The sequence below is a fragment of the Gracilibacillus timonensis genome (assembly GCF_900086715.1).
In the GTDB taxonomy this organism is placed as follows: Bacteria; Bacillota; Bacilli; order Bacillales; family Amphibacillaceae; genus Gracilibacillus; species Gracilibacillus timonensis.
The window spans coordinates 39215-62775 of record NZ_FLKH01000007.1; the positions used below are offsets into that span (position 1 = coordinate 39215).

The 23561-nt window shown below is 41.2% G+C and carries 19 protein-coding genes and 1 pseudogene; 4 read left to right on the top strand and 16 right to left on the bottom strand.

The window, feature by feature from the left end:
• The first annotated feature begins 4 nt into the window (after nt 1-4).
• Entirely contained in the window at nt 5-1366 is a 1362-nt protein-coding gene (locus tag BN6556_RS00765) for a PFL family protein (protein ID WP_066185896.1), read from the top strand.
• A gap of 65 nt (nt 1367-1431) precedes the next feature.
• On the opposite strand, the gene BN6556_RS00770 is transcribed toward BN6556_RS00765, so the two are convergent.
• Both BN6556_RS00770 and BN6556_RS00775 read right to left on the bottom strand, forming a co-directional pair.
• The gene (locus BN6556_RS00770; protein WP_066185898.1) at nt 1432-1944 is read right to left on the bottom strand and encodes a GNAT family N-acetyltransferase; all 513 of its coding nucleotides are present in this window, start codon (nt 1942-1944) and stop codon (nt 1432-1434) included.
• Nucleotides 1945-2027: 83 nt separating this feature from the next.
• On the bottom strand, nt 2028-3569 hold the full coding sequence (locus tag BN6556_RS00775; protein ID WP_066185903.1) for a PTS sugar transporter: 1542 nt from the start codon (nt 3567-3569) through the stop codon (nt 2028-2030).
• Nucleotides 3570-3762: 193 nt separating this feature from the next.
• On the opposite strand from BN6556_RS00775, the gene BN6556_RS00780 reads away from it, so the two are divergent.
• On the top strand, nt 3763-4143 hold the full coding sequence (locus BN6556_RS00780) for an SLAP domain-containing protein (protein ID WP_066185906.1): 381 nt from the start codon (nt 3763-3765) through the stop codon (nt 4141-4143).
• Nucleotides 4144-4471: 328 nt separating this feature from the next.
• On the opposite strand, the gene BN6556_RS00785 is transcribed toward BN6556_RS00780, so the two are convergent.
• From BN6556_RS00785 to fabI, 5 genes are all read right to left on the bottom strand, one after another.
• Nucleotides 4472-5320 (bottom strand): metallophosphoesterase, encoded by an 849-nt coding sequence (locus BN6556_RS00785; RefSeq protein ID WP_066185909.1) that lies wholly within the window; start codon nt 5318-5320, stop codon nt 4472-4474.
• Between the two features lie 5 nt (nt 5321-5325).
• Complete coding sequence (locus tag BN6556_RS00790) at nt 5326-6174, bottom strand: ATP-grasp domain-containing protein (RefSeq protein ID WP_066185912.1); 849 nt, start codon at nt 6172-6174, stop codon at nt 5326-5328.
• Nucleotides 6171-7052, bottom strand: a complete 882-nt coding sequence (locus tag BN6556_RS00795) for an ATP-grasp domain-containing protein (RefSeq protein ID WP_066185915.1) — start codon at nt 7050-7052, stop codon at nt 6171-6173. Before BN6556_RS00795 ends, BN6556_RS00790 begins: the two co-directional genes overlap by 4 nt.
• Nucleotides 7053-7075: 23 nt before the next feature.
• Nucleotides 7076-8056, bottom strand: coding sequence for a D-alanyl-D-alanine carboxypeptidase family protein (locus BN6556_RS00800; protein ID WP_066185917.1), 981 nt, complete (start codon nt 8054-8056; stop codon nt 7076-7078).
• 261 nt (nt 8057-8317) lie between these two features.
• Nucleotides 8318-9097 (bottom strand): enoyl-ACP reductase FabI, encoded by a 780-nt coding sequence (fabI, locus tag BN6556_RS00805; RefSeq protein ID WP_066185919.1) that lies wholly within the window; start codon nt 9095-9097, stop codon nt 8318-8320.
• Between the two features lie 139 nt (nt 9098-9236).
• Between fabI and BN6556_RS00810 the strand changes: the two genes are divergently transcribed.
• Complete coding sequence (locus tag BN6556_RS00810) at nt 9237-9473, top strand: hypothetical protein (protein ID WP_130860243.1); 237 nt, start codon at nt 9237-9239, stop codon at nt 9471-9473.
• Here the strand turns inward: BN6556_RS00810 and BN6556_RS00815 are convergent.
• The 7 genes and pseudogenes from BN6556_RS00815 to BN6556_RS00845 all read right to left on the bottom strand — a co-directional run bounded on the left by BN6556_RS00815 (nt 9470) and on the right by BN6556_RS00845 (nt 20179).
• Nucleotides 9470-11776, bottom strand: coding sequence for a polyprenyl synthetase family protein (locus BN6556_RS00815; RefSeq protein WP_066185926.1), 2307 nt, complete (start codon nt 11774-11776; stop codon nt 9470-9472). The genes BN6556_RS00810 and BN6556_RS00815 overlap by 4 nt on opposite strands.
• Nucleotides 11777-11863: 87 nt before the next feature.
• Complete coding sequence (locus BN6556_RS00820; RefSeq protein WP_066185928.1) at nt 11864-13321, bottom strand: protein adenylyltransferase SelO; 1458 nt, start codon at nt 13319-13321, stop codon at nt 11864-11866.
• A 1185-nt stretch (nt 13322-14506) separates the two neighbouring features.
• A pseudogene (locus tag BN6556_RS00825) lies at nt 14507-14806 on the bottom strand (group-specific protein); the annotation flags it as partial.
• 138 nt (nt 14807-14944) lie between these two features.
• Nucleotides 14945-15709: a TIGR01458 family HAD-type hydrolase gene (locus BN6556_RS00830; protein WP_235817424.1), complete on the bottom strand. Its 765-nt coding sequence runs from the start codon at nt 15707-15709 to the stop codon at nt 14945-14947.
• 55 nt (nt 15710-15764) lie between these two features.
• Nucleotides 15765-16601 (bottom strand): MBL fold metallo-hydrolase, encoded by an 837-nt coding sequence (locus tag BN6556_RS00835; RefSeq protein WP_078059867.1) that lies wholly within the window; start codon nt 16599-16601, stop codon nt 15765-15767.
• A gap of 194 nt (nt 16602-16795) precedes the next feature.
• Nucleotides 16796-18250, bottom strand: coding sequence for a 6-phospho-beta-glucosidase BglA (bglA, locus tag BN6556_RS00840; RefSeq protein WP_066185937.1), 1455 nt, complete (start codon nt 18248-18250; stop codon nt 16796-16798).
• A gap of 12 nt (nt 18251-18262) precedes the next feature.
• Nucleotides 18263-20179 carry a beta-glucoside-specific PTS transporter subunit IIABC gene (locus BN6556_RS00845; protein WP_066185941.1) on the bottom strand — a complete coding sequence of 639 codons (1917 nt, stop codon included), beginning with the start codon at nt 20177-20179 and terminating at the stop codon, nt 18263-18265.
• Between the two features lie 159 nt (nt 20180-20338).
• Between BN6556_RS00845 and BN6556_RS00850 the strand changes: the two genes are divergently transcribed.
• Nucleotides 20339-21043 (top strand): GntR family transcriptional regulator, encoded by a 705-nt coding sequence (locus BN6556_RS00850; protein WP_066185944.1) that lies wholly within the window; start codon nt 20339-20341, stop codon nt 21041-21043.
• A 97-nt stretch (nt 21044-21140) separates the two neighbouring features.
• Here the strand turns inward: BN6556_RS00850 and BN6556_RS00855 are convergent, their stop codons facing one another.
• Nucleotides 21141-21563, bottom strand: coding sequence for a putative periplasmic lipoprotein (locus BN6556_RS00855; RefSeq protein ID WP_066185946.1), 423 nt, complete (start codon nt 21561-21563; stop codon nt 21141-21143).
• Nucleotides 21564-21797: 234 nt separating this feature from the next.
• Nucleotides 21798-23396 (bottom strand): xylulokinase, encoded by a 1599-nt coding sequence (locus BN6556_RS00860; RefSeq protein ID WP_066185949.1) that lies wholly within the window; start codon nt 23394-23396, stop codon nt 21798-21800.
• Nucleotides 23397-23561 lie beyond the last annotated feature (165 nt).

The following is a 23561-nucleotide window of genomic DNA, read 5'->3' on the forward strand; positions in this document are numbered from 1 at the left end:
AAACATGCCAATTGGTTTTACAGAAATACAAGAGACCATTCGAATGGTCGAAATGGAACACCTCGATATTCGTACCGTTACGATGGGAATCAGTCTACGTGATTGTGCTGATCATGACTTTGCCAAAGTAAAGGAACAGGTGTATCAGAAAATTACTACCACTGCCCAAAACTTGCAGGCTACAGCGAATCAAGTGGCTCAAGAATATGGTGTGCCGATTATTAATAAACGTATCGCCATCTCCCCTGTTTCTGAATTGTTAGGGCATGCTACCAAGGAACAAGCTGTTGAACTTGCTATTACATTGGATAAAGCGGCTCAAGCATTAGAAGTTGATTTTATTGGTGGTTTTTCTGCCCTCGTACATAAAGGAATTTCTAAAGGAGACCAGGTTTTATTAGATGCCCTCCCTGAGGCATTAAGTCAAACAGAGCGAGTCTGTTCCTCCATCTCGGTGGCAACGACTCGTACAGGGATCAATATGGATGCAGTCGCGCAAATGGGTAAGATTATTCACGAAACTGCAGAATTCACCAAAACAGATAATAGTATCGGTTGCGCCAAACTGGTTGTTTTCTGTAATCCGGTTGAGGATAACCCATTTATGGCAGGGGCATTCCATGGTGCAGGAGAAGGTGAGACGGTGTTAAGTGTTGGAGTCAGCGGACCTGGTGTTGTACTGAATGCACTCAAACGCTACCCTGATGCGGACCTTGGCCAGGTGGCGGATGTGATTAAAAACACCGCCTTCAAAATCACCCGAGCCGGTGAGCTGATTGGACGTGTCGTGGCTGATCGTTTACAAGTACCATTCGGCATTATGGATTTATCCTTGGCACCCACGAACGCACTTAATGACAGTGTGGCAGAAATCTTAGAAGAGATTGGACTAGAACGTGTGGGAACGCATGGAACGATTGCGGCCTTGGCCTTAATGAACGATGCCGTCAAAAAAGGTGGTGCGATGGCCAGTTCATATGTGGGTGGACTTAGCGGGGCGTTCATCCCAGTAAGTGAAGACAATGGTATGATTCGCGGTATTGAGGATGGTGCGCTTAACCTTTCGAAATTAGAGGCGATGACCTGTGTCTGTTCAGTTGGCTTAGACATGATTGCATTAGAAGGTTCCGCTAGTCCGGAGACACTAGCTGCGATTATTGCAGACGAGGCCGCGATCGGTATGATCAACAAAAAAACAACGGCGATAAGGATCATCCCTGTGATAGGAAAAGAAGCAGGAGATATCGTTGAATTTGGTGGTTTACTTGGACGTGCACCCATTATCGGTGTCAATAACTTTAACTCGGACAAGCTGATCAAGCGTGGCGGGCGAATTCCGGCACCGCTTCAATCACTGATTAATTAACAAAAGAAAAGCAGAAGAAGCTTTTCTTTTGTTTTATTTTGATTACTTGGCGTGTTGCAAGTCCATCACCGTTTATTGATTTGACTAAAAAAGGTATATCCCGTACCCTCCCAATCCTCTGTTACTACTTTTTTTGTTAGATAGTTCCCATCTGTATACTGTTCGATCATCTTTTGCCAAAATTTATCCGCAACCTGGTTTTCAGGATGTACAAGTATTTCCCAGTGTGCGGTGAATTGTTGAAAAATCAGAGCAGCTGCTTTAGAACCGACTCCTGTCTTTCGATATTTGCGCATAATGAAAAACTCTCCGATAGAACGAGCATTATCCTCCTTCGATATATGGCAATGATCATTAACTAGTACAAATCCAGCCAATTTTCCATCCACTAGCACAAAAAATGGGGATCTGCCAGCTTCCGTCCAATAATGATCCAAGTAGCGATAGCCATAGAAACCATACAGATTCACATCAATCCCAGTGAATTCGCTAAAGTCATATGAATATAGTTCCATTAATTGTCTTAGCACGGATTTTTCACTTTCTTGTACTAATCTAATTTGGATATTTCCAGACATCAAACAGCACCTCTCTCTTCCCAACTAAGCTTAGAAATAAATGAATATCTAACTACTACAGCCTTAAAAGAGTTATTTCATGTTTATTTCCGCTGGATAAGATTAACGGTTAATGTAATGATAAAAGCCAGCACACATGGCACGAGCATTGCAATGATAAATCCAGCAGGATTGTTGGCTAACAATGGTGCTGTGAAAGTTGGCACATAGGCCGTTCCCCTGATATCAAAAAAGCCAACTAAAGCGCCACCGATTCCAGCTGAAAGCAACGCACCGCCAAATATCCATTTGCTCGAAAACATAAACGGATAGGCTGATTCCACAAACGTTCCAAACCCCATATTAATCGCAAACCCCGGGGCTGCGACGGCTGCCTCACTTTTTTCACGAGGTTTAATAATATTGGCAAGATTAATACCAGCTGCCACCATCACCAATCCGACCATATCGACCGCGCCCAAAAAACTATTACCTGTTTGCTCCATATCCAATAGCACAATTGGGAGAATCGCCGCATGATAAATACCGCCAATGATAGCTGGCCAAATCAAGATACCTGCAATAGCTCCGGCGACGATGGGATTAAACGCAATCGTCGTTTCAAGCAGCCATTTAATACCATCCCCAATATATAAAGCAACCGGAGCGATCAAATAGAATACCAATAATCCGGCGATAAGCCCCGATATTCCTCCGGCTCCAATATTAACGGTTGTCATCGGGAAACGCCATTCGACAAATTTTCGAAATAACAGCCTCACGGTTAAGCCAGCCAATATACCGCCAACTAAACCACCAATAATTCCTCCATCTACCGATAAGATACCTGCAATAACGCCAGCTACAATCGATACCTCGTCTAATTCAGAAATCTGTTTGGCAGCAATAACGGCAATCATAACTGGTAAAGCACCTAATAACACATCAAACACATCGCCTAATGCTCCTAAACCCGGAATCTTGCTTAATGCTAATACTAACGCCAAAGCGATAAAACCTGGTAACGAGGCCATCATAATACCGCGGATGCTGATATTTCGCAAACCGCTCCCGTTGGATAACTCACGATCCCCGCTCCCCAAAATCGGCCGGTAGGTAAGCTGAAATTCTTTACTTAACGAGGTGATGAAGGAAACCGCCCTTGTCCTATTAGTCGTTCCCGTTGTGCCAGAAGTGGAAATGACACGACAACCCATGGAAGCAATAGCCGCCATCGAAGTCCCACCTGTTCCCACAATAGGTATCTTTGTTTCCGCTGCGGCCGATAAGGCATTTAGATTGGCTCCTTCTGGATCACCGCTCATGACAATTAGCCCGTCAATATCCCCTGCTCTTATCTGTTTGGCAATCGCTTGGTCGATTTCTTTCGTTCGTTCATTAATATCTATTAATAAATTACTTTTCCCTGGGTGCATGCCTTGTTCATTCTTCTCCCAGATAGCTGCCTCGGTAGTCTCTTTGATAGCATCCATTGACTCATTTGCTGCAATAAATTGAACAGCTGTAATCGAAATGCCTGCACTCTCTGCTTGTTTCTCTATCTCTTCTAATAATTGCTGTGGGTGTTTTCCTCCCAGATTATACAGGTTTCCCCCACTGCTTCCTATAATTGCTATTCTTTTCATATTGTGCCCCCATGTTCCTTAAAATGATGCAACTTCCTTTATTATAAGAAAAGATAGGCTGAGATACCAGTCTATTATCTGAATATTTTTTCTTTTAAAAGAATTATCTTGTTTTATCTCTCTACTCCCTGTTAAGATAGTAATATCACGATGAAGGACAGTTAAGCCCTATCATTTCAGGAGGTGCATTCGTGTGCAGCAACTAATATTTACCGAAGCTTGGGATCGTACAATCAGTTCTCAGGATCGCCAAAGACTGGAAACTCTTTTTCAACAAACGAAGGATACGGCACATCATGATCTGTCCTTTACCATCGTTCGTATAGCGGTCAATCATCACAACCACCTACTTGTTACTGTACTTATCCATAACACTTCGAACCAAACCATTGATTTGACATGCGAGACCATACATTTGCTATCAAATAAACAATTTCTGTCCAAGCTCTCCATCACCGATCCCAGACTGCGACTCCCGACAAACACAAGCATGCCATGGACATTTATCTTCACCGATGTTACACAGCCTGCAGAGATTGACTCTTCATCTATGGAAATGGTTACGCAGGCTTAAGAAACAATAAAACAAAGAACTTTTTTATAATGTTATTTGGTATTAATAAAGTCAACCATCAAGCGAAGCAAGAAGATAAAATCAAGAAAGTTGACGCCCTTATACCTCTTTTATAAAGATGTTTTCTGAATTCACAGATGCGATCACACCCAGTCTTTTAGTACTAACCAAAACAAATAGCACTGTCGGTAAAATAGATAAGTAAGTTGGTTGGTCGATCTATTTTTATCAGCTTTTTCTTATAGTTAGGAAGTGTTATACCCGAATCTCGCCATTGCAATACTTGCTTTGCCTGTTACAAAAAAGCATTCCATCGGTAAACGGAATGCTAGTCGTTAGTGACCTCAATCAAGCTGAATTGACTTTGGTTTAAAAAACGAATGGGAGCACCTGTCGTACCAAGGCCACTGTCAATATATAAATATTGCTGCTCACCCAAAGGATACAATCCTTTCTCTAATTTCGGAAAAAGCCCATCGTCTGGAGCGACAAGCGCGCCAATGATGGGGAACCTGATTTGCCCGCCATGTGTATGACCACTCAAAATCAAGTCAGCAGGAATTCCTGCATAATGTTGTGTCACATTCGGTGTATGAGATAACAAAATGGTATATTGGTCTGTATCTACTTGATGAAAAGCCTGTCGTAGGTCTTCACGTTCTGTCGAGGCGTCATCAATACCAACTAAATTAACGCTTACCCCATTGAGCTCCACTTGTTCACTAGCATTGTGAAGAATTGTTACACCCCTAGACGCTAACTCATTCATTAATAAACCATAGTGACAATTTTCCCATTCATGATTACCAGTGACAAAGAAAAGCTGTGGATTCACCTCTAACAAGCGATCCACCAAGCTTAACACATCCTGCAATTCATCCGTTTTTCGATCGACTAAATCACCGGTTATTACGATGATATCGGCCTTTGTTTGCTCAATTTCTGCCACAAGCTTGTCATTATTATCGCGGAACACCTTGTTATGGACATCCGTCAACTGTAAAATTTGAAAACGATCTCCCTTTTCCAGCTTTTCACTCTCTAGTTGCATCTTATTCAGCTTAAATATACTCGTATCCCTGTATACCTTTACCGTAATCATCACCAACAATAAGCATATCGTCAAAAGATGAAAGCCTTTCTTTTTGTAAAAAGGTTTCGATGGTTTATTCGACATATTTCTCACTTTCCTCTCGCTCGACTACCATTCAACAGTGTGCTTACTATATATCTGATATACATAGAGGCAATATTGATATTTGTCAAATCTACTAAAGAGCGGCTGCCCACCACATCTTCTATTTCATTAAGCAACAGCCTTCCTTTTTCATCAAAAACAAAATCAATTCCGATAAAATCGGCCGGTAAAATATCCATAATCTGTTTGACCACATTTTTTTCTTGTTCAGATAAGGTATACAACTTAATCGTTCCACCTAATGAATAATTGGACTTAAAATCATGATCAGAAGAGCGCAGAACTGCTCCAATTATTTCATTTCCCATCACAAACACACGTAAATCTTTGCCATATACAGCAGCTGCTTGGACTATATATTGTTCCCCATCTACGTTAGGCAGGTCCTTTTGCTGTTCTATTTTATACACTTGTTTTCCGCTTCTGCCTTTTGCTTCTTTCAGTATAAACGGGTGCTCCATCGCATAAGCATTCACTTGATCTTTTGCCAAGAAATAGGTGTCCGCCATCGCAATACCATAACTACCAAAGAGCTGATGTGTCTTGGCCTTATTGTTAGCAATCTCGGCTACCCTCGCCTTATTAAAAACTGGTATCTGTAAGTATTCAAATTGCTGGGATAATAGAGAGTCCATCACCCGCATCATAACAAAATCAGGAAGAGTAGAGCATGCATCTACAAATAGCTCACCATCCCTTACACCATAGGAAAGGGTATGATAGAGCACAAGCTTGAGGTTAATACCTTGTTCAATCGCTTCTTCTTGCAGCCATGTGATAAACCCTTGATTCCTCTCTGCGTCTTCCTCTCGATAAATCAACCATCCATTCATGATAATTGCTCCTTAATATAAGAAAGCATATCCTTTGTTATATCTATCCCTGTACAATCATAGATATTCTTAAAATGAGCGTTTGAATTGATTTCACAAACAATCGGCTCTTGCTTGGGACCAAACAATAAATCCACTCCGGCAAAATCGGCACCAACCAACTGACTAGTTTTTATGGCTAATGCTTCCTCCTCCTTAGTTGGCTGATAAGGAAACATCTGCCCGCCCGCTGTTACGTTTGCCCGGAAGTTATCGTCTGATTTTCGCAGCATCGACGCCACGACCCGATCACCAACCACATGCAGACGGATATCTTTACCATAGCTTGATGGGAGATATTCTTGAAAAATATAGGGAGTGTTACCGAGTTCACGAACCTTTTTTCGTAATACCTCTTCATTTTCAATATAATAAACTTGCTCACCAAATGATCCGAATGCTTCCTTAATAATCATCGGAAATCCGATTGTCTCCATTACCTTCTGTAGGTGGCGATCATCCTCCAGCTTTACATATACCTTTGGCGCAATAATCGTTCGAGGCATTGGAACACCATGGCTGGCTAACTCTACATGGGTCAATGCCTTATCATCACAAATTTCAATCGTTCTGGCGCTGTTAAAAAGGCGTATCCCTTGATGCTCCAGCTGTCTGGCTAAAAACAAGTCCTTATCCCAAAAAAACACAAAATCAGGGGCTTGTTTGTCTGTCAACAGGGTAGGCCCGGTCTGATCGGTCATCACCAGCAGGTCATGGTTAGCGATTGCCTCCATTTCGATATTCAGTTGTTTGGCGCTATAGAGCAGCCATTCTACTTGTTCAGAGAATTTTTTGGTGTATAAATTGCCATTATAAACAATCCAGCCAGTTTTCCCCATCTCTCCTCGCCTCCCAACTGTTTTCACCAATTATCGATTAAATCATAGGCCTGTTCATATAGAGAGGCCGTATCAATAAAACGCTGTTCTTCACTCGATGTTCCTGTTACAACAGAGATTAAGCGCACGCCATCACGCTCCACAGTTCCAGTAAAACAATAACCAGCGATATCCGTATAACCTGTCTTTAAGCCGTCCACACCATCATAGGCTAACTCACCAGATAGCATTTGATTCGTATTGGGAGAGGTCAAATTCCCTTTGCTATATTGTGGCTGACTCATCACCTGTGATACGGCAGGATGCGTATCCAGTAAATAACTTGCGAGACTCGCCAGGTCCCTTGCTGACATCTTATTTGTATCATTAAGGTTACCGGTAGAATAGTAATCACCTAATAAGTAATTGTCTAGTCCCGTACTATTTACAAACGAGGAATCCTCTAGTCCCAGTTCCGCTGCTTTCAAATTCATCTCCTGTACAAAGGCTTGTTCCGTACCGCTTACTGCTTCGGCAAGAGCGATTGTGGCGCCATTTGCGGAAGAAACAGCCATCGCCTCAAACAACTCGCGCACCGTGTAGGCTTGATCATCCGACAAACCAACACTGGCATATCCGGGATGATTTGAGATAGCTAAGGCGTATTCACTGAGTTTGACGGTATCGTCCCAGTCAAGTGCCCCCGCTTCAATCGCCTCTAATACAAGGACTTCAGACATCATTTTCGACATACTTGCTGTAGGTACGGATAACTCACTATTATGCTCATACAGGACATGCCCTGTATCTGCCTCAATGAGCAATGCCGACTCCGCCTCTAAATCGACCTCATCAATCAACCAGAATCGATCCATAATGTTCTCCGGCAAGCTATGACTAAGAACAGAAGTGCTTGAGCCAGGCGCCATACTACCGGTCAAAGTCTGTTTAAAATCAAAGGCAATAAAAAACACGCTGCAAATAACAACTATTAATAAAATCAACCACATTAATCGTTTTTTCATTATGATTCTCCATCTCTATGTGTACTTGATAAAACGAGACTGTCATCAGTGGAAGGGTTTTTAACACACAGGACGTAGTAGCGCAGACGTTATGGCTGTCGCAAACTTAGCCTGCTACACAGCCCCACTGATAGATAAGCGCGAGGCTTAAGTGGATGTTTAATGTTCATCCCTCACCTAATTTCTTGGATTTTCCGGACACTTCATACTGTGACAAAAATGATCCATCAGCAGGGCAAAGGTGTGCTGATGGATCATGGTTTACCCTAGAATGTTATAACCTGAATCAACATAGACAATTTCACCCGTTACACCACGAGCTAGTTGACTGAGCATGGCTAGAGACATATCGCCAACTTCTTCTTGCGTTACGTTTCGTTTTAATGGGGCTTCTGCCTCTATTTTGTGTAAAATTTCGTTAAAAGACGGAATTCCTTTCGCTGCTAAGGTACGGATCGCTCCAGCAGAGATAGCATTGACTCGGATATTCTGCTCACCTAAGTCTAAGGCTAAATACTTCACCGCAGATTCCAACGCGGCCTTCGCAACGCCCATCACATTATAACCTGGCACGGCACGCTCCGCACCCAGATAGGTCATGGCAATAATCGAACCACCCTCTGTCATCAAAGTTTGTGCTTCGCGGGCGACGGCAATTAAGGAATAAGCACTGGTATCCTGAGCAAAGGCGTATCCCTCTCTACTTGTCTCCACAAAACGATTCTTTAAATCTTCTCCATGAGCAAAAGCAATCGAATGAACCAATCCGTGGATGGTACCAACTTCTGTTCCAATTGCCGCAAAAGCCTCTTTGATATGTTCATCATGATTAATATCACAAGCAACAATCAGCCTTGCTTCTATCTCGTTTTTGTCTAACGCTTTCTGTAATTTCGCTAACGAACGTTCCTTCCGATATGTAAAAATCAAATTGGCACCAGCTTGATGAAGAGATTTCGCCACTCCCCACGCAATACTGCGCTCATTTGCTACACCCATTATGACAATATTCTTATCCTTTAGTTTTAATAAATTATCCATTATATCCTCCTTCACAACCGGTGTGACTTACGATTTAGTACCTCATACTAATATAACATAACTGCCAAAGAAAATAAAAAACATTCTTGCATAATTTCACATGCTCTGTAACAAACTAATCATCAATAAGCGGAAGGTGGTGACCAAACCCGTGGTTATTTTTTTATCGATTCTTGTCGTTATCGTTGGCGTAGCTGGCCTTATCTATACCATTCGCGTTGGTAAAACGGTTAATGAGCAAGAACAGGAACATGATCAAGATACCAAAATAACGGCCAAACACCCAATTTTATTTAACCCTGTTTTCCTAGCATATATCATTGGATTTGGTGGCTTATTAGTGTTTATTTTCTATTTAACCATGACTCGTTATTAATGCTTACGGAATAAGATAAAATCTAGCAGCTGTTGAAAGAAAGACAAGCTAGGAAGCTGTTTGAGACAAAGGACAGCTTCTTGATAATGCTCCCACATTTCCTTTTTTGCCGCTTCTATTCCCAGTATAGAGACAAAGGTTGCACTTTGGTTCAGTCGATCAAGCCCAGCTTGCTTACCTAACGCTGTACTCTCTCCTTCCACATCCAATAGATCGTCTTTGATTTGAAAAACAATACCCGCATGATAGGCAAATTGAGTAGCAGCCTGCTTCATTTCCTCTGGTGCGTCTGCCATAATTAATGGCATCATCAGTGCCGCTTCGAATCCAAGACTTGTTTTATATACCGATAATTCTTTCAACTCTGCTAGCTGTAATATCTTACCTTTTGCCTCTAAATCAACTAGTTGTCCCTGACACATCCTTTGTGTTGTCCTAGTGGAATAAGCGATAAGCTGTAGCACCAGTGTCGGATCAGCCTCTTTCATCGATGCCTGTTCCTCGACGGCATTCTGTGTCATCCATAAGGCGGTTAATTCTGCTAGTGCATGGTTATATTTCTCATGTAGTGTCAGTCTACCTCTTCTAGTTGGGGCATTATCCTGAGAAGGCAGGTCATCGAAAATCAACGAAGCGGTATGCATGTACTCTACAGATTTCACCAGTGGAAGAATAAATGCCTCACTTAGTCCAAACCCTTCTTTTGCCATTACCCAGGTCATAATCGGGCGAACCCGCTTTGCATTGCCCTCTAAGCTGTAATTAACAGCCTTCTCCAAATCATTTTCAGGCGAATCCAGTCTTAAATAACGGTCTATTTGCCACTTGGTATCTTTCATAATGGATAGAAAATGTTCTTTCGCTTGCTTTTTTTTCCGTAAAGTATCTAATAATTGATCGCGCATTAATTTATCAAAAAAGGCTACATTTTTTGTTTTTTGAACGACTTGGTTTAGGACTTGATCAAAGCGGGCATCGAAGGAAATTTGCTGCATGATTGCCTGATAACGCTCCTTACCCAGCCGATCCTGCAAGCGTTGCAAACCATTAATCACACGGTCCAATATCAGGTTTCGTATCTCTGACTTTCCTTGATGAACCGTATGGATAAAAGAATAAATAACCGACCAGTACATCAGGAAGGGATTGCGTATTTCCGCCTGCTCATCCGCATAGGTTAGAAAATAGGTATACGGCGTCACACTCTGCAACGCTAAATCTTGCTGTAAATCCGTCAAATCATCTGACAATTGATTATAAATACCGTAATAAAATAGATTATCCTCCACTTGTTTGTCCTCGGAATAGGATTGAAAGGATCGCACGATGAGTCGCGAAGATGCTGATTTAAGAATGACTGGCACATATAACTGATGGTTTGTGTAGGAAGGATCATCCAGGCACTTGTTACGATCAATTTCCTGTGACTGAAAGAAAAGATAGGCATTATCTAAAAAGTCTTGCACTCGTTCAACTGGTTGATTATTCTTCAAAAAAGTAAACGCCTCCGCCAACTCATCATGTACCGCTTGAATCAAATCACGATTCTGCTCTTGCCAATCTTGAGCCTCAAGCGGAACAACCTCTCCAGTTAATAACGTTTGCCGAATAAAAAAACTGAAATTCTGTTTTTCTTGCGGAGATAAGATAGCTGCATCCAGTAGGTCATCAATAAATGGATACGTTAAACCATAATAATAACCAATACGTACCGCATGATCCAGCCGTTGCTGTCTTATATGCAACGATGTTTCATCCTTTAATTCTTCGATTTCGTGGATCACTACGCCTGCAATAATTTTAATCAATTTACGTTTGGCTTCTGCGGGATCCATACCTTCTGGCATTAATGTAGAAATATTGGATAACTTGTCTGTTACCCAGAAAAAAACAGTTTCCAGCGATTCTTGTTGTGCTAATCGGTATAATTCAGCTAAATCAAAGGACAGTCGCTGCTGCTTTTTTTTCAGGTAACCTTTCACGCTTTTGGTTATCTCTGCTATTCGTTTTTGCATAACTGGTGTAGTAACGTCTCGCCCTAAATCCCGTAAATAAATATAAGAAACACTGCGAAATAAGTAATGATCCAACATTCCAGCTCTAGCTAGTTGTGTAAGGAGTGATGGTCCAAGCTGAGAAGCACTCTTATCCAAGTTCACCCATATATTTTGTTTGGACTTTTCATATTGTTGCAAGTCATCTATCAAAGCATCGACGAAATGACTGGAGGTTGCTTGTGCTTGTAATGATTGAAAATAATCCTCTGCCTGCCGCAGCTTCATTTCATAATAGTGTTCACTCATGGTATAACCAATCCTTGTCGTTTTTTTCTTAGTATACCATGTTTAGATAGAAGTGAAAAAGCAGACAAGTTCGACTCGTCTGCTTGCTTACGTACCGCAAAAAGTCTGATAGGCTTCGTCAGGTGGATCAGCGGCATATGCTTCTTGCATTTCTGTATAGGCATAAGGATTTTGCATAACTGCCAACAGGTCATACAAAGGCTGATAATCATTATTGGACACTGCTTCGTCCAATACCTTTTCAACTAAATAATTCCTTGGAATAACAGAAGGATTATGCTGTTTCATAAGTTGATAAGCTTCTGTTACAGTCATTGACTGCAGCGCCAATTTACTTTGCCATTCTTGAAACCATGTTTGAAAGGCCTTGGCTTGAAACAATCTTGAGGCAGGATCAAATTGTAGAAGCGTCAAGGCTCGAAAAGTATTGGTAAAATCGGCACGATGCTGCTCCATTAAATTCAACAACCGCTCGATTAGCACCTTATCTTCATCCGTTTTATCTACGATCCCTAATTTAGCCCTCATACCATCCAACCAATAGGATTCTACCAAGCTTAAATAGTTTTGAATAACCTCTTTTGCTTGTGGAAGTGCCTTTTCCTCCTCTTCATCGATCAGTATTAACAAAGATTCAGCAAAACGCGCCATGTTCCAAGCGCCTATCTCGGGTTGATTTCCATAAGCATAACGCCTCTCGAGATCAATCGAACTGAAAACCGTTTGGCGATCATAGCGATCCATAAAGGCACAGGGACCATAGTCAATAGTTTGCCCGCTAATGGCTACGTTATCGGTATTCATTACACCATGTATAAAACCAACCAACTGCCATTTTGCAATTAAAGCGGCTTGTCTTTCGGCCACTTTGTGTAAGAAGGACAAGTATTTATTTTCGTCCTCTGCAATTTCTGGATAATGCCTGTCGATCGTATAGTCCGCTAGTGCCTGCAAATCTTGTTTGCTTCCCCATTGGCGCGCATATTGAAAGGTACCAACACGAATATGACTGTCCGCTACCCTTGTCAGTACTGCGCCCGGCAAGACCTCTTCTCGATATACCTTTTCCCCAGTGGTGGCTACCGCTAATCCTCGGCTAGTTGGCACACCCAGTCCATGCATAGATTCACTAATCAAATATTCTCGAAGCATAGGACCCAATGCTGCCCGTCCGTCTCCACCCCGTGAATAAGGGGTTCGCCCAGCACCTTTTAATTGGATATCATACAATCTTCCATCGTCGGCTTGCTGCTCACCTAGCAGGACAGCCCTTCCATCCCCTAACATGGTGAAAGAAGCAAACTGGTGACCAGCATATGCTTGAGCAATTGGCTTACTTTCATCTGGCAACTGATTTCCTGTGAAAATGTCTGGAAGTTGACGAAGCAGGGTGTCATCCAACCCCAGTTCCTCGGCTAATGTCTCATTAAAGAGAACGATTTTCGACTGCGCTACTTCGGTCGGACCAACGGAAGAATAGAAAATATCAGGAAGATCCTGATATTTATGACGTAAATGCCATCCTGGATTCTGGTCGGTTATCATTTGTATCACCTCGTAAATTTAATGGCGTTTTTGACGTTAAGCTATAATATTTCTTTTAGCATAACATACCACTGTTTGTCGTTACTATTCATGAGATTTGATTGCGGAATGACTACCAAAGCAGAGAAAGGTTACTTTTTTGTCCTGTTTATCGATTGTTTGATCATTCACTTTTTAACCACACACGATAGATAAATTGAATATTCGGTATTGGATAACCCTTGCTTTAACAGGAACAAGATAAGCGATGATCCTATCGACAAAACCACCATTCCATTCTAAAACATGGATGTGAAAATAATCTCGTGAAGCATGTAAACGTAGTGAAAGAGGAGTTGGAGTGGTTCCCAATTCTTTTTTCTTGAAAAATAAGAAAGTATAAAATTCTGAGTATGAAAGGATGTGGACCGATTTTGATCTTGAACGAATGGTGATACCGATAAGATGTATGATGTAAAGTATCTAGTTCCATTATTCCATGTAGTAAAGTTGATTGTTTGTCAATGCTAGGAAACGCTCCGGAAATAGGTTCCGCTTTCCGCGAGACAAGGCTTTAGCCTCCTCGTCAGCAAAGATCGCTTCCTGCGGGGTCTTCACACTGCGCTTTTCTCGCAGGAGTCTCCACCTATTTCCTCCGCTGGGTAGTAGCACTACAATCGAATGGTTGCGAAGATGAAGTGTTCCAGACACTATATTTCTGCCAATAAGCAAACCGCATAACCTTTTTCTGAGAACGGTTTGATCCTACGTTATGACTTTTATATTTGTAGCATGATCATTACGCAACCGAAGAATCAGCTGACGATTTTCTCCTTTTGCTACAATACTGTCTAGGTACCTAGAACCCTTCATTCTAGCAGTAACAACCATTGTTATACTTTTACCTAGCGGAGGGAATATGCGGAGACTCCTATGGGAACAGGACGAGCTGAAGATCCACTAAAAAGTGCTTTTCTTTTTAGTTAGCTGAAGCCGTCCCCATGGAAAGCGCAGCATATTCCCGCAGCGCTCGCCTAGCACAAAAAAACGGGCAAACTCACCACTAAAGAAAGCAAACTACTTTACATCATCCATCTTATCGGCAGTTCATTAACTTCTTTGAGTGGTCGGTAAAGGACCGGGCGAATTTTGCCCGGTTTTTCTTATTATCTTTTGCTCATGCCTAAAGTTATTTAAACCAACTTATTAAATGTCATTCCAATTTAAATCTTCATGTTCTAATAAATAATCCGTAAACGAGTCAAATGCTCCAACAAAACGATTTAAACCTTTTATATGATAAAAAGTGCATGTTTTATCATATTCGTATATATCATTAGCCGGTGAATATAAAAAAACTCGTTTTCCCAGTCCAAGAGCAATCCCTAATTCAATGTGACTCCCTTTACCTCCTGGCAATAGAATAATGAAAAAATCTGCATTCTTTACCCCTTCACGTTCTTTTTCCCCAATATTAGATAACCTCTCAAAAGAATTGGCTTTTTCATTTTGAGTCCAATCATAAGTATAGGTATAACCTCTCTGCTTTAATTTATTAGCAAGTTCTTTTTACCTTTTTCCTATTTTTAAAACTTGAGGCTATATAAAAATGCACAGCAACCCCTCCTTATCAATTATCTCGATTTAGATATCTTTTAAAATCAGAGGAAGTTGGCTTATGGAATCAATCACTTTATTCGGTTCAACTTTGACTTGACTCCCATTTACTTCCGCATATTTTCCTGTTTTAACAAGAATCCCTGTAGCACCAACGGCCTCTGCCCCTAGTATATCTGTTGTCTGGTCATCACCTACTACAGCAGTTTCTTCCGCTGTTACCCCAAGCTCATCAAGTGCTAAGGAGAAATATTGCTTACTGGGCTTTCCTAATACGTATGCCTCCTTGTTCGAAGCGTATTCTAACATCTGGACAAAGGAACCGGTATCCAGATTATAGCCATTCTCCCTAATAAAATATTTCCCTTTTTGCAGGGCGATAATTTCCGCACCAGCCATAATATGTTGGAACGCCTTATTCAGAACTTGATAATTCATTTGATCACGAAAATCACCAACCACTACATAATCTGCCGATGTCTGTTCCACAGCATAAGGCGCAACTACTTTCTGCAGCGCTGAGCTAACGAGAAAATACCCATTCTTTGAGTCCTGTTTTTGGAAAAATCGCAACATGGCAGTTACTGGAGTAAAAATCTCTGCTTCCGTAATATCAAATCCCATTTGCTGTAGTTTCTTTTCCATGTCCTTCGGGGTTTTGGAATCTGTGTTAGTCAGAAATCGTAATGGAATCCCAAGATCTTTTACATGCGCTATTGCTTCCTTTGCCCCTGCAATCGGTCTGTTTTTGAAATATAACGTACCTTCTAGATCAATTAATAATGCCTTCACCAACACTTTCAGCCCCTTGCTAATACCTTACTAGTTTGAATCGCTATCAAAATTACTATTTCCGATAAATCAACCGCTCTCCTGCAGTAAACATATGAAACTTCTGATCTGGATAGTGTGAAAAAAGATAATCAACAAAATAGGCTGGATTCTCACTGTTTTTCGGCATCATGTCAAAATGATTGGGGATAATCAAATCTGTTCCAACGGCTACACCAAAATCGGCCGCTTCTCGATAGTTCATGTTACCAATCAAACCTTTATCCGTACGCGCATAATCTCGACCATTGATCGGCAAAAATGCAACATCAGGCTTTAAGGCTTGTACCTTTTCCAAAATTTCTTTGGTTGCAACGGTGTCTCCACTATGAAAAACACGCACACCATTCATTTCAATAAAATAGCCAAAATAATAGGGATTCCCTTCTTCATCCCGTTCATACTCAGTGTGGGCTGCCTCTACAGGAGTAATTCTTATCTGATTGATCTCAAAGCTTGATTCATCTGCCACTCGAATCAATCGATCAATTCCCTGTTCACTAAGCTGATCGGCATGAGAAGCAGGGGCTGCGAATTTCGTCTTTTCGGACACCTTCGCTATGGGCTTTAACGTTTCTAAATCCATGTGATCCGCATGAAAATGTGTAATAAGTACCGCGTTGATATCTTGCAATTGCCTTGGCTCTAGTGGTGGCGCAAAGCTTCTTTTTCCATCTGAATCTGGATTGCCTGTCTCAATCGAATAGGTTAGATAAGGATCAATGCAGAGAGTTGTATCCTTATCCTTCAGAATAACGCCAGACTGACCCAAGCTCCATATGGCTACTTCATTTGAATACACCTCTGTTGATTGGATTTCTTTAGTAAGTTCACTGCCTTGTTTATAAACCATTCTGTCACCTGCCCTTTCTTCATTGATAATTTTTATCTTACCGAATATATAGGACAAATACAATAACTAGCTATATCATTTTCAGCAATAAAAAGCCTAGCACCGTCAACATATCGCTACTAGACTTAGGTTTTAATAAATGGTTATTTCATTTACTAAGCAAATCGCTAATGGATCTCAAGATTTCCCCGTTTCTACTTACGATGATAACTTAAATCTGCTCCATTTGTCGCAATCACTTGTTTATACCATTCAAAGGAATCTTTCCTAGAACGTTCCATCGTTCCATTTCCTTTGTTGTCACGATCAACATAGATCATGCCATAACGTTTTTTCATCTCTCCGGTTGTAAAGGAAACTATATCAATAATTCCCCAAGGAGTATACCCCATCAAGTCCACTCCATCATAAATCACGGCCTCTTCTAATGCCTCAATATGGGAACGTAAATAGTTAATTCGTGCCTCATCATGAATCGAACCATCGGCTTCTATCGTATCGATCGCTCCGAAACCATTCTCAACGATAAACATCGGCAATTGATAACGATCATAGAAGCGATTAAGCGTATAACGCAATCCAGTCGGATCGATCGCCCAGCCCCAGTCACTGGTTTTGATATATGGGTTTTCCACTCCATGTGGCAAACCGCCATTTGTTACATCAGCCGAATCATCCATCACATCACCGCTTTTTACAGTGGTAGACATATAATAGCTAAATCCAAGATAATCGACAGTTCCTTTTTGTAATATTGCCTCATCATCAGCTTCCATCACGATATCATAGCCTTTACGCTCAAATTCCTTCTTGGCATAGCTTGGATAATATCCGCGCACTTGCACATCTGGGAAAAAGTAACGATCACGCATATACTCCTCAGCAAGCATGACATCTTCCGGATTGGATGAATAAGGATAAATTGGCACATGGGAAACCATCGCACCAATTTGGAAAGCTGGATTAATTTCTTTCCCTTTAGCAACAGCTAAAGCACTTGCTACTAACTCATGGTGCGCCGTCTGGTACATCACTTCTTTGGCGTCTTCGCCTTCTTCAACGGTTACACCTGAATTGGTCCACAAAAACAGTGGATTTCGGACGTCCATTTGATTATTAATCTCATTGAAAGTCATCCAATATTTCACTTTATCCTTATAACGATTAAAGCAAACCTCGGCAAACTTGGCAAAATAATCTACTACTTTCCTATTGCGAAAGCCACCATATTCACGGGCTAGGTGTAATGGCATTTCAAAGTGTGATAAGGTAATCACTGGTTCAATACCATACTTGATCAGTTCATCAAAAACATTATCATAGAATTGTAATCCAGCTTCATTAGGCTCTGCTTCATCCCCTTTAGGGAAAATACGGCTCCAGCCTATTGATGTCCGTAAACATTTCAATCCCATTTCGGCAAACTTCGCAATATCTTCTTTATAATGATGATAAAAGTCGATCGCTTCATGATTAGGATAAAATTCTTCAGGTTCCACTTTATCGGTAATTCGCCTGGCTACACCATTTGCTCCCGCGGTTAACACATCTACTACACTAGGTCCTTTTCCATCAGCATTCCATCCACCTTCGAATTGATGAGCAGCTAGTGCGCCACCCCATAAGAAATCTTCAGGTAATTTACTCATATCATATTCCTCCTATTTTACAATCGTAAATAATTTGTCTCCAGCCGTTACTTGTTGGACATCTTCTGACACTATTTCTTGAAACTCACCCATGTTTGTTACGATAATCGGGGTAATTGTTTGTAATCCTTTATCTTTAATAAACGCCTGGTCAAACTCTAGTAACTCATCGCCTTGTTGTACTTCTTGACCGTCTTCCACTTTTACTTGAAATGGCTCCCCATCCAAACCAACAGTATCTAACCCTACATGTAGCAATATCTCTACACCTGTTTTAGTTTGCAAACCGATAGCGTGTTTCGTTGGTGCTATCATGGCCACCTTACAGTCAATTGGTGCATATAGTTTATTATCAATAGGATCGATGGCAATTCCTTGACCCATGGCACCTGAACTAAATACTTCGTCAGGCACATCACCAAGCTGGATTACTTTCCCTGTTAATGGCGCATGTACTTCTTCTTCGTTAGGTGCAGCTTCTTGGCTAGAGGCACCCGTATCTGTCGCTTCTGTTGATCCTTGTTCTGCTGCTAATTCCTTACTTCCTTCTTTCGCCGTATCTTCTCCATAACCAAAGATTTGTACAAGAATGATTGGTAACACAATAGCAATCGCCGCACCAAGTAAAATACCGAAGATTGACATTGGGTACTCATCCATATTAATGGCATTCACAATCGTTATTGGCCCTGGCAAGCCAGCATAGGCAAAATAATAGGGATTAAAGAAGCTGGCTGCAATCGCACCTACGGCACCTGAGATACATCCATAAATAAACGGTTTCTTAAAGCGCAGTGTGACCCCATAAATTGCTGGTTCTGTAATACCAAAGATTCCCGTAATACCAGCAGAGGTACTTACTGTTTTTGTTTCACGATTTTTTGTTTTTAGCACAACCCCTAATACAGCACCGACCTGCGCAACAACAGCAATCGTTTGATACGCTTGAAAGGAGTCCATCCCATATTGTTCAAAATTGGAAAGTACCATCGGCGTAATCCCCCAATGCACTCCAAAAATAACAAGAATCTGCCAAAACGCACCGATTATGGCGCCTGCTAACGGTGGAAATGCTTCTGCTAAAAAGTTATAACCATTAGCAATGCCATTTGCACCCCAAGTAGATAGTGGTCCAATGACTAATAAGACAACTGGCACCATGATGACAATACTAAAAAATGGTACAAATAATGGTCGTACCACCTCAGGCATTTTCTTGTTAAGGAACTTTTCTACATACGATAAGATCCAAACCAAGAATAATGGCGGCAATACAGAAGATGTATATGTTGTTTCTGATAAGGCAATTCCTAAGAAGGTGATTGTTTCTCCACTTGAAATCCTGGACGCCATATCCGCCCATTCCGGTGTAACCAAAGCCGCTGTCGCCGCAACGGCAATATAAGTATTGACTTTAAAGTGTTTGGAGGCCGTTATCGCGATAAAAATCGGCAAGAACGTAAACGGGGCCCAAGACATAAAGCTGAATACTTCATACGTTCCAGTTTCTCCAAAGGCAGGAAAGATCAAATTAATTAAGATAAGCGTACCTTGTAAAATACCAGCCGCAGCCAAAATATACACAAATGGCGCGAATACCGCTGACATTGTGGCAATGACACGGTTAAGAATCGTCCCTTTATTTTCATTTTCACCGTCGCCCGCTTCGAAATCGGCCTGACTGGCAAGTGCGTCATATACCTCGCCAACGTGCTGACCAATGACGACTTGGAATTGACCACTATTTTCTACAACGGTGATAACACCAGGCATAGCACTTACTTTTTCTTTAGCTTTTGGATCGGTATGTTTTAAAACAAGGCGTAATCTGGTCGCACATCTTGTTGCGCTTTCCAAGTTTTCCTCTCCACCAACCGCTTCTAAAATATCACCGGCTAGCTTGGTGTAATCTCTCACTTTTTCCGCCATGTCTCCGTACTCCCTTCAGGATTTTATACAAACATTATAATTGTACCGTTATAATTAGTCAATACATATATAATGTCATTGTTCATTTTTTGTTTTGTCTATTGGGTTTAACGTATGATATAATTTTACTAGTTATCCATAGAATGTGAGGTATCATCCATGTTGAAATACCAACAAATCGCCAATCAAATCGAACATTATATCGAACAGCACCAACTTCAACAGGGATCTAAGCTGCCAGTCTTAGAAACCTTGATGGAAAATTTTTCATCAAGCAAGAGCACAATTATCAAGGCACTAGATTTATTAGAAAAAAAAGGGTTGATTTTTCAGGTTCGAGGCAGTGGAATTTTTGTAAGACGAAAAAGCCGGCGGGGGTACATAAACCTATTATCTAACCAAGGGTTTAAAAAAGATTTAGAAGAATTTGATATTACCACGGAAATGATAAGCTTGGAGATAGTAAAGCCCACACAAGAAGCTGCCGATAATTTACAAATTGCGAAAGATCAAGATGTTTACCATGTCAAACGAATTCGCTATATCAGTGGTCAGACTCTTTGTCTAGAGGAATCTTATTATGATAAATCAATTGTCACCTATCTAAATAAGCAAATTGTAACCGAATCGATTTTTGATTACATTCGCGAAGGATTAGGTTTGAATATTGGTTTTTCCGAAATGTATATTAAGACAGGGAAGCTGACAGATGAGGAATCAGAATACTTAAAGCTGCCTACAGCTGATCCTAAGCTAATTATGGAAAGTATTTTCTTCCTTGCCAATGGTACGCCATTTGATTTCTCAAAAGTGACCTATAATCATGAACAATCACAGTTTTTTCTACTTGGAACGGGGCTTTAAGAAGCATATAGATGAGGTTTTAGCTGTATCTCGAAGAAATAATCCCTCAGCGCCTGATAAGCGCATTGGAGGGATTATTTTGCATGATGATTGACACTTAAATTGTATCATTATATAGTGGAGCCCCTGGGCCAATTGGAATTATTTTCAAACGGATTGTTTCTTTAATAAACACGCTTTTGTATTCTTTTTCCCCTTCAGGAGATACCAAGAGCATCACCCGTTTTCCTGGATTGTCTTCCACTATTTGTTGTTCTAATTGGTCTAAATCGATATACTGAGCCAATACCTCTGTCTCGGGGAATGGATCTGCTTGATTAGTCTGTTCTTCGTGTTGATTTTCTATATTCGTTTCCTCATTTGTATGAGCCTCGTCCTCGGCTTTCGATATTTCATTCTCTTCTACCGTTGATTGCTCCGTTGAGTTTCCTTCTGTTTGACCTTCTATGTCTGTCGTATTAGTTGAGCTACATGCTGCCAGTAGGATCGCAAGCATGGATACAGTCATAAGATGTTTCATGTGTTTATTGTCTCCTTTCTTCCCTTTCTAACGATTACTTTACAGTATAAATTCTCAAATTCTGCTGAGAAAAAACTAAGAATTTGATGAGAATGTCCATTTTTTATAATCCTGACGTCTTCCATAAGCATGCTATTACTTGTTAAATATGTAGAACAATTCCTGAGCGCAGACTAACCATGGAGGCTGTATAAAAAACCCGTGCACTCCTACTTTGAATGCACGGGTTCCTCTTTATCTTAAATGTTCTATTGCTGCTCTTTCAATGGAAAGTCCTTGTTTATACCGTTCCATAAACTGTTCAAAACCTGCTACTTCTTGCGGTTCAACTGAAATAGTGGTTACTTCTTGATCGGCAAATACCTTTTCTTTTAAAAACAATTCTAGCGTCTCGCCCTCTTGCTGGTGAATCATGTAATTTCCGAGTAAGGCAATGCCCCAAGCGCCTCCTTCACCAGCTGTTTCCATTACTGATGTAGGTACGTTACATGCTGCTGCCAGTATACGCTGAGCTACTCCTTCTGTCTTAAAGATTCCGCCATGCCCCAGCATTTCTTCTAATGGAGCCTTCTCCTCTTTTAACAAAATATCCAAGCCAATCTTCATCGCGCCAAATGACGTCATTAAATGAGTACGCATAAAATTGGCTAGATTAAACTGGCTGTCAGAATCTCGTACCACGAGTGGCCGTCCTTCTTCAAAATGAGTCACATGCTCCCCAGATAAATAACCGTACGACAATAATCCTCCGCCATCAGGATCCCCTTCTAACGCCTGGTGGAATAAAGTACGATACAAGGTATCACTATCAATATCCACTCCTACCGCTTGAGCAAATTCTCCAAACAAGCCAACCCATGCATTTAGATCAGAGGTACAGTTGTTTGAGTGGGCCATAGCTACTAAACTACCAGATGGTGTGGTTACTAAGTCAATCTCTGGGTGAACCTTAGACAAATTCTTCTCTAGTACAACCATCGCAAAAGCCGAAGTGCCAGCCGATACATTCCCGGTCCGTTCGGCAACACTATTGGTCGCCACCATACCTGTCCCTGCGTCTCCCTCTGGAGGGCATAATGGTATACCTGCTTCCAACTGACCGCTCACATCTAATAATCTTGCACCCTCTTCCGTTAACCTGCCCGCTTCTTGACCAGCTACGAATACCTCTGGCAGTACTTCTTCCAGCTTCCATGGCAATTGTTTTGGTGCAATAAGTTGATTAAATTTATCAATCATTCCCTGATGAAAGCCCTTTGTCTCAAGATCAATCGGGAACGCACCTGATGCTTCCCCAACTCCGAGTACTTTTCTCCCGGTGAGTTTCCAGTGCACATATCCGGCTAATGTCGTGATAAAGTCTACCTCTGCTACGTGTTCCTCTTGATTCAGGATCGCCTGATAGAGATGAGCAATGCTCCAACGTTGTGGAATATTATAATTAAAATGATTCGTTAGTTCCTCGGAAGCTTGCTGTGTAATATTATTTCTCCATGTGCGAAAAGGAACAAGCAGCTGATCCTGTTTATCAAAGGCTAGATAGCCATGCATCATTCCACTGAACCCAATCGCTCCGAGTTTTTTCAAGATGACACCGTACCGCTCTTTTACATCCGCAGCCAGATTGCGATAACTATCCTGTACTCCTTTCCAAATCTCATCGATACCGTAAGTCCAGATATTATCAATATAACTGTTTTCCCAATCATGGCTTCCGGAAGCAATGGATTGATTCTCTTCATCAATCAATACGGCTTTGATTCTAGTAGACCCCATCTCAATACCAAGTACGGTCCTTCCATCTTCAATCGCCTGATTTAACTTCTCATTCATTCTTTATTCCTCCATTCCTTTTAAACAATCACGCATTGCTTTCCCTTTAATCTATTGAGAAAGTCCTTTGTTCATTGCCTGTAAATCGCTTGAAAAAGTAAGCCTTTGCAACAATTCGTATGCACAACTACGTATCATAATTTAACTTCATAAAATGGGAAGTTT

What these genes read in the sequence shown, in the direction of transcription:
- BN6556_RS00765 (WP_066185896.1), top strand. Translation starts at nt 5, where the DNA reads ATGCCAATTGGTTTTACAGAAATACAAGAGACCATTCGAATGGTCGAA.
- BN6556_RS00770 (WP_066185898.1), bottom strand. Translation starts at nt 1,944, where the DNA reads ATGTCTGGAAATATCCAAATTAGATTAGTACAAGAAAGTGAAAAATCC.
- BN6556_RS00775 (WP_066185903.1), bottom strand. Translation starts at nt 3,569, where the DNA reads ATGAAAAGAATAGCAATTATAGGAAGCAGTGGGGGAAACCTGTATAAT.
- BN6556_RS00785 (WP_066185909.1), bottom strand. Translation starts at nt 5,320, where the DNA reads ATGTCGAATAAACCATCGAAACCTTTTTACAAAAAGAAAGGCTTTCAT.
- BN6556_RS00790 (WP_066185912.1), bottom strand. Translation starts at nt 6,174, where the DNA reads ATGAATGGATGGTTGATTTATCGAGAGGAAGACGCAGAGAGGAATCAA.
- BN6556_RS00795 (WP_066185915.1), bottom strand. Translation starts at nt 7,052, where the DNA reads ATGGGGAAAACTGGCTGGATTGTTTATAATGGCAATTTATACACCAAA.
- BN6556_RS00800 (WP_066185917.1), bottom strand. Translation starts at nt 8,056, where the DNA reads ATGAAAAAACGATTAATGTGGTTGATTTTATTAATAGTTGTTATTTGC.
- fabI (WP_066185919.1), bottom strand. Translation starts at nt 9,097, where the DNA reads ATGGATAATTTATTAAAACTAAAGGATAAGAATATTGTCATAATGGGT.
- BN6556_RS00815 (WP_066185926.1), bottom strand. Translation starts at nt 11,776, where the DNA reads ATGAGTGAACACTATTATGAAATGAAGCTGCGGCAGGCAGAGGATTAT.
- BN6556_RS00820 (WP_066185928.1), bottom strand. Translation starts at nt 13,321, where the DNA reads ATGATAACCGACCAGAATCCAGGATGGCATTTACGTCATAAATATCAG.
- BN6556_RS00835 (WP_078059867.1), bottom strand. Translation starts at nt 16,601, where the DNA reads ATGGTTTATAAACAAGGCAGTGAACTTACTAAAGAAATCCAATCAACA.
- bglA (WP_066185937.1), bottom strand. Translation starts at nt 18,250, where the DNA reads ATGAGTAAATTACCTGAAGATTTCTTATGGGGTGGCGCACTAGCTGCT.
- BN6556_RS00845 (WP_066185941.1), bottom strand. Translation starts at nt 20,179, where the DNA reads ATGGCGGAAAAAGTGAGAGATTACACCAAGCTAGCCGGTGATATTTTA.
- BN6556_RS00850 (WP_066185944.1), top strand. Translation starts at nt 20,339, where the DNA reads ATGTTGAAATACCAACAAATCGCCAATCAAATCGAACATTATATCGAA.
- BN6556_RS00855 (WP_066185946.1), bottom strand. Translation starts at nt 21,563, where the DNA reads ATGAAACATCTTATGACTGTATCCATGCTTGCGATCCTACTGGCAGCA.
- BN6556_RS00860 (WP_066185949.1), bottom strand. Translation starts at nt 23,396, where the DNA reads ATGAATGAGAAGTTAAATCAGGCGATTGAAGATGGAAGGACCGTACTT.